This is a genomic window from Bacteroidia bacterium (genome assembly GCA_025056095.1).
Taxonomy (GTDB): Bacteria; Bacteroidota; Bacteroidia; order JANWVE01; family JANWVE01; genus JANWVE01.
The window spans coordinates 24943-31813 of record JANWVW010000009.1 but is presented as its reverse complement, the minus strand read 5'-3'; the positions used below and the strand labels follow the sequence as shown (position 1 = coordinate 31813).

Below are 6871 nucleotides of genomic sequence, written 5' to 3'. Positions count from 1 at the left end.
CGTTAGCGTAGCCCGCAGCACGCCGACCTTGCCCGCATGAGCGTTAGCGAAACGCGGGCAAGGGCACGCCCAAAAATATAAACACTATTTTTGTAAAAAATAGAAATTAACTAATTTTGCAATCGTGAAGAAAAACATGTTTAATAAGCTATTTACCTTTAACCCTCTAGTACTATTTTGGATTCCTATATTTTTTGCCGCCTGTGGAAAAAAAGCAAAACAATGGGAACTCAAACTCATTCAAATGTGCGAGGATAAAAAAATTACTTTACCTGAATTTAAAGCATTCAAACAAACATTTGAGGCTGAAAAAGGGTACACTAACGAAAAATGGTGCATTCAAAAAGGTAAGTTAGATAGCACTGCATTCGTAGAATACCTCAAAAAAACAGAACATTGTAAAATAGAATGGGACGCAGAAAAACCCGTAGAATATCATATTTACATAGATGGCAGCGACCTTACCAAAGGATACATCAAAAAAGCAGGTATGTCTAAAACCATGAACGGTATCCTGTACGAAAAAATTGCTAAAATGGTTGAAAAAAATAAAGTAAATCTCTGCCTAATGGACTCTGAAGCACAATGTACTAAAACTCAAACTTTCAAAGACAAAGAACAATTAAGAGAATACTTAGAAAAAGATTTATCCACAGAGCTAAATAAAACCACAGGTTTAAGTTCGCTTTTTCATCGTTTAATTCCTAAGATAGCCCAAAGAGCAGATAAGTCTAATGTAATTATATTTGTATCAGACTTAATCACTTCTCACTACTCAGATAATGCGATAAATGCCTTAGAAATGTTAAATGGTATAGATATCAGGGACAAAAGTTTCTACTTGTTGGGCTACAATGTGGATTTCAATGGATTTTATTGGTTCAGTAATAATCGTAAAGCCAATATCCAAGTACAACGCCCGTTTTACTTGCTTTTTATAGGCACACCCCAGCAAATTATTAACCTCAAAAAAATGGATTTTTGGAAAGAGAATGCCATTGGAGAGTTCTTTTCACTAAGCCCTTTTGAAACTACTGCCCACGTTCATCTGCTCAAAGGTAAAATTAACGCACGTAATGTATCCATAGATATACGTAACAACCAAATAAGAATAGATAAACCGAAGGATATCAAATTTACTTTTGACGTATCAGGGCTAGAAGATTTAGAATCTTTGTACGGCGAAGCATACCTTTTAGATAAAAACAACTACGAACTTTCTGATAAGAACTATAAAATTGACCATATAAGCATAGAAAAAGAAGGCGAAAATAAAAAATATCGTTTTGTAGTAACGAGTGCTGCCCCAATTCCTACGCAACTAAGTTTCTCACTTAAAATAAACAATATGCCTGAATGGATAAAAAATAATTCATTGAATATCAGTGATGAAGAAAAAGAAAAAACAAAAACTTTTGGACTTTATGAATTGATTGCTAATTTAGTAAAAAATAACAAAAATACTTTACACATATTTAATATAATCATCAAAGATTAAACAGATATGACAGACATCTTTGCAGCTATCTTTGAACTGCTATCTTTGTATAGCAAAGATTTAGGAGAACATCTCAGGGGCTTTAATTTGAGATGTAAAGCATACGATGCAGGGGCATTCTATAACACTATCGGATTAGTTTCTATTCTATCCCCCCTGTTTTTTTCATTGATGTACTATTTGGTGATTGACCGCCCTAAACTAAGTAAAATCATCACGTGGTTTTTATTTGGGCTGGTATCGGGTTTGATTCCTTTTATATGGGCTTACGTGAAAGTGAGCAATGACGTAGCGAACAAAATGTATTGTAAAGAATTGCAGATTACATCAGGAGATACTTGGGGTTGGGCGCTCACTGTGTTACTATGGACACTTGTATTTTATTTTATTTATTCTTTGGTAATTAAGAATTTTAGTACAAACTGCAAGCGGATACCTTTTTAATTCTTATGGCAAAGTTATTTTTATTCGGAATCGGGGGTACGGGTGCTAGAGTAATTAAGCACTTCACTTTCCTTTTAGCTAATGGAGTACCTCTAAGTGGAATAGATACCGTTGTCCCTATCCTGGTAGATCCTGATAAAGGTAATGGGGACTTAAATAAGACATTGAGTATTGTCGATTTGTATACACGTATCCGCAACAATGTAGATCTTAGTCAAAGCGAATTCTTCAAGGTGAAACTTAGCACGCTATACTCCATTGCAAAGGAAATGGACGCTAATAGCATCTCCACTATGAATGAGGATGCTTTCACCCAAAAAATTCAAGGTATTCAGAGTAAAAAGTTTAAAGACTACATTAGTTTATCTACTCTTACACGAGAAACACAAGCCCTCTGCCGCTTACTTTTCTCTGATGAAAATTTAGAGACACCTCTTGATGTGGGCTTTAAGGGTAATCCGAATATGGGAAGTGTTGTGCTTAATCAATTCTCCCAATCGGATTTCTTTAATTCCTTTGCTAGTTCATTTGATAGGAACGATAAAATATTCATTATCAGCTCTATTTTTGGCGGTACAGGTTCATCAGGCTTTCCTATTTTACTCAAAAACCTGCGTAATCCATCAGAAAGTATACCTAAACACGATTACATAAAAAATGCGATCATAGGAGCAATTACTGTACTCCCTTACTTTAATCTTGAAAATGACGCTAATAGCAAGATTAACAGTAACACTTTTATTTCTAAAGCTAAGGCGGCTCTAGATTATTATCAACATACAATTATTCCCAACAAAGAGCTAAATATATTGTATTATGTTGGAGATAATGAAAATGCCACGTACAAAAATGCAGAAGGTGGACAACTACAAGAGAACCGAGCCCATTTTGTAGAGTTTATCAGTGCATTGTCTGTATTTGATTTTGTAGAGTTACAAGGATTAAGTACAGAGATGGGTCGAGCATCACAAACTTTTGCAAAGGAGTTTGGACTGGTTGAAGACAACATTCATGTTGTCCACTTCCCCCACTTCTCTCATAAAGAGAGAAAGAAAATTCAAAATCCGATGATACAATTTTACTTTATGTATCGCTATTTTGAAGATAAACTTCCAAATGCCCCTAAAAGTAAATCTCCTTGGGTACAAGATAGTAAGATTAACCTTGGAGATAGTAGCTATGAAGATATGAAAAAGTTTCTTTCTTACTACAAGGAATGGCTGGAAGAGATGGCGGGGAACAGAATAGCATTCAAACCCTTTAAGCTCAATGAAGGTAATAAAGAGGAACTGTTCTCATCTATTGAGGGTATCCAACCACCGAAGAAAGGTTTCTCTTTATTTGGTTCAAAGAGTGATTATGAGGTTTTTGAAGATGCTTTAAATACAGCATCCAAAAACCTTTCAAAAGATATCTCCAACTTCAAAAGATTTTTGTCTTTAATGTCTGTATCTACTAGCAGTATTATTGAAAAAAAACAGCTTAATTTTTAACGATTATGGGAAAAGTATTCAGATTACATACTAAGGGTAGAATTTCCATTGAGGGCTGGATGGAAAGCAGCCATTATACTACCCAAGAAATAGAGAGCATAAAGGATCCTGCGGGAGCTTCTAGTCTGTATAAAATCACTTCTATTCCTACTCCATTTGCTAATATGGATTTAGTCCGAAATGCACTTATGCAGTTAAAAGATAAAAAAATGCCTTTGGATGGCAAAACCATCTACCATAAGACCATTTCGGACATGTTAGATGTAGCTCAAACTTTCTTCTTTAAGCATGCCCTGAGAAATAAACACAAGGTTGAGATTATCACATGGAAAGCCAAAAATGAACTGGAAATATTAGCCAAAAGTTCTAATTCTGCCCATAAAACCCTCGGAGATACACTTAGAATTTATCTTCAACAAGACCAAGAGACATATAATTTTGATTTATTAGAAAATATCTATATCATTGAAATAGATAGCTTTGTTGTAGGGGGCACTTCACCAGCAACTTTATTCTTTCCTTCTCCGAATAATCTCTATGAGAAAGGATTGAGAATAAAATTTGAAAATGATACTCTATTTGACCAAGAGTACTATCCGCTCTACAAACGCAGCCCTGATTTTATCAGAATACTATTTGCCATATTCAAAAAAAATGATATTCTACTTGAACGCGACTCTACTCGCTTATTATGGGAATACATGCAGCGATGCTTAGAGGAAGAGATAAGAAAAAATAATTCTTCTTTATACACTGAAATTCAAAGCTACACGAAGGAAACTTTTGACAAAAATTTTGACCGATTAGAAGCTAATACAGAAGGGGATTATATTCAGCCTTTGAGAGGGGTTTACTTAGGCAGAGTTAAACAACAAAATATTGAACAAAGCGCATCAAAAAGTGATTTTGTGATTAAACCTTCTTTATTCCCTGCGGATGATAACAAAAAATTACCTTTGGTACTACCCACAGAACAATTTAATCTCCCACTTACTTATATAAATAGCTTCTGGAACCCTGAAACCCGTGTACCCTACAAAGACCCACAACAAGACTTGAACCAAAGAGTTCTGCCTGGAGTTGCATTCAAGTACCCTTACCTAACTGTAGACGACTTTTTGGAACCTTACTTAATTACTTTACCCTACTCCTTTAATACCGAACACTACTTTTACGAAAATATTAGTCAAAAAACTACCGAAGAGCGAAAAAGCTACCTCCTACCCCTTAAACCTTTATTTTTTGAATACTTCACACTAGAAGACCTTGACAGAAACGTACAAGGTGATAAAAAAATGTTTGAAATAAAAGAAGGGGTCAGGAACTCTGTCATAGTTACACTGCGCATACCCATACAAAAAAATGAAATTATCACTTATGAAAGAACATATTATGAACTTTCTAATAACCAGCCTGATATATCAGAAACACAAAATAAAGGAGCTATTCTCAAAACTGTATTTAACCTTGTCTTGTATCCTATATTCAAATTAAACACAGGCGAGTACCGCATTCAACTCATAGATAATAATAAAAAGACAAAAGACATAGAGCTATTTTTGTTTAAGGGAACAGAAAAAATTAAAGAAGACCTATTTATTAAAACGCAAAGGATGAATAAAGATGATATAAACCCTAGTATTTACTACTACATTGTTCCCGCAGAACAAAGCTTTGACTATCTACAAGTTTTTTTACCTTCACATAATGCTCGAGGTATCATCATTCCTAAGTTCAAATCTGCATCGGCATTAGCAAACAGGATTCATTTCGCTGTGGATTTTGGTACTACCAATACGCATATACAATATAAATTTAATGATGACCCCGATAAACCCCTCACTTATCAGGATTTAGTTCAAAATGCCGCACCTTTGGTGGCAAAAAACTTAACTTATAAGCTAGAATTAACTGAAATGGACTTAATTCGCTCCATGCACTTGTTTATCTGTAATCAAGATAAAGAAACTAAACAATACACTCTTCCCATGCGTACAGCTATCTTGCAAAGCGATTTAGTCAAAGAGTCTAGAATCAATTACGCCCTCTCTGACTTTAACATAGCTTGGACATACCACACTAAACAACATCAATACGCACGTACCGAATTATACAAAACAAATTTGAAGTGGCTCTCTAACGAAGATCCCTTAAATATCCAAGCCAAAGAGAGATTTTTAGAAGAAATTGCTATTCATTTGTACGTTATCTCTGCCGCCAATAGATGTGGCACTCATAATGTTACTTTATCCTGGTTCTATCCTTCTAGCATGACCTCAGGGCAAATACGCAAGCTAGAAGAGATATGGGACGAAGTAGCAAAAAAGCATTTACCTAACGCTACAATAAAAAGCTACCCTGAATCTTACCCACCTTTTTACTACTACAAATCAATGAACAGAATTAAAGGTGGTTCAAGCAACTATGTGGTATCCATAGATATTGGAGGAGGTACCACTGATGTGGCTATTATTCAAGATGTCCCTAAACTTTTATCCTCTTTCAACTTTGCAGGAGGAGTAATTTTTGGTAGTGGTTTTCATGAGCAAAGCTCCAATAGATTGACTGAATACTACCACAGAAGATACACTGAAATTATCAAAGGCGAAGAATACCAACAAATCCGACAAATCCTTGATGACTGCAAACATAAACCCGCAGAATTCAATAGCTTTTTATTCAAAATGGGTTCATTAGATAAAGATTTTGCAGATAACCCCGCCTTAAATTATGCAAAACTCCTATCAAATGATAGCGAATTTAAAATAGCTTTATTATACTTTTACACAGCGATTGTATACCACATTGCAGATCTAATGAAATTTAAACAACTTACCCGACCCACAGAAATATTTTTCAGCGGAACCGCATCCAAATCCTTAAACATTCTTTCTAGCGAAAGATTTCTCGGAGAGTACACCACAGAACTGTTCAAGTTTTTCTTCCCAGATACTCCCTCTATCAAAATTGTCTTGGAAAAAGATGTACCTAAAGAACTTACCTGTAAAGGGGGTTTATACATAAGAGATGAAATGCCCGATCTAAGAGAAATTAAGACTCAATACTCGGGTATTCATGAAAACGAACAAATTAAGTGGGAAGATATTAAAAATGATGGACCAATTGTAGAAAAATACTTGTCGGTTATCCAGAAATTCCATGAAGTTTTCAAAAAGCTAGACGAGGTTCTAAACTTTAAAGATTTCTTTGGAATTGAGTACAAAACTAAAAACCGCTTCTTCAAAGCAATGGATGAGGTTACTCAACAACACTACAAAGACTTTATTGCCGATGGTTACAAGTTCCGCGACAAAGTAGATGCTTTGGAGACTACTCGCATTATGGATGAACCTGCTTTCTTTTATCCCTTAGTGGGAGTTATTCAAAACTGGTTAAACCATGAATATAGAGAGGGGGAATAAGCTATGAAACATCT

Annotated in this window: 4 protein-coding genes; all 4 read left to right on the top strand. The window is 35.0% G+C overall.

The window, feature by feature from the left end:
* The first annotated feature begins 124 nt into the window (after positions 1–124).
* The 4 genes from NZ519_01555 to NZ519_01540 are packed head-to-tail and all read left to right on the top strand — an operon-like array spanning position 125 to position 6857.
* On the top strand, positions 125–1498 hold the full coding sequence (locus NZ519_01555) for a hypothetical protein (protein MCS7027425.1): 1374 nt from the start codon (positions 125–127) through the stop codon (positions 1496–1498).
* A gap of 6 nt (positions 1499–1504) precedes the next feature.
* A complete protein-coding gene (locus NZ519_01550) occupies positions 1505–1942 on the top strand; it encodes a hypothetical protein (protein MCS7027424.1) in 438 nt (145 codons plus the stop codon).
* A gap of 5 nt (positions 1943–1947) precedes the next feature.
* The gene (locus NZ519_01545; GenBank protein ID MCS7027423.1) at positions 1948–3435 is read left to right on the top strand and encodes a tubulin-like doman-containing protein; all 1488 of its coding nucleotides are present in this window, start codon (positions 1948–1950) and stop codon (positions 3433–3435) included.
* 5 nt (positions 3436–3440) lie between these two features.
* Complete coding sequence (locus NZ519_01540) at positions 3441–6857, top strand: hypothetical protein (protein ID MCS7027422.1); 3417 nt, start codon at positions 3441–3443, stop codon at positions 6855–6857.
* Positions 6858–6871: the final 14 nt, after the last annotated feature.

Coding starts and splice junctions, on each gene's coding strand:
- NZ519_01550 (MCS7027424.1), top strand. CDS start 1,505: ATGACAGACATCTTTGCAGCTATCTTTGAACTGCTATCTTTGTATAGC.
- NZ519_01545 (MCS7027423.1), top strand. CDS start 1,948: ATGGCAAAGTTATTTTTATTCGGAATCGGGGGTACGGGTGCTAGAGTA.
- NZ519_01540 (MCS7027422.1), top strand. CDS start 3,441: ATGGGAAAAGTATTCAGATTACATACTAAGGGTAGAATTTCCATTGAG.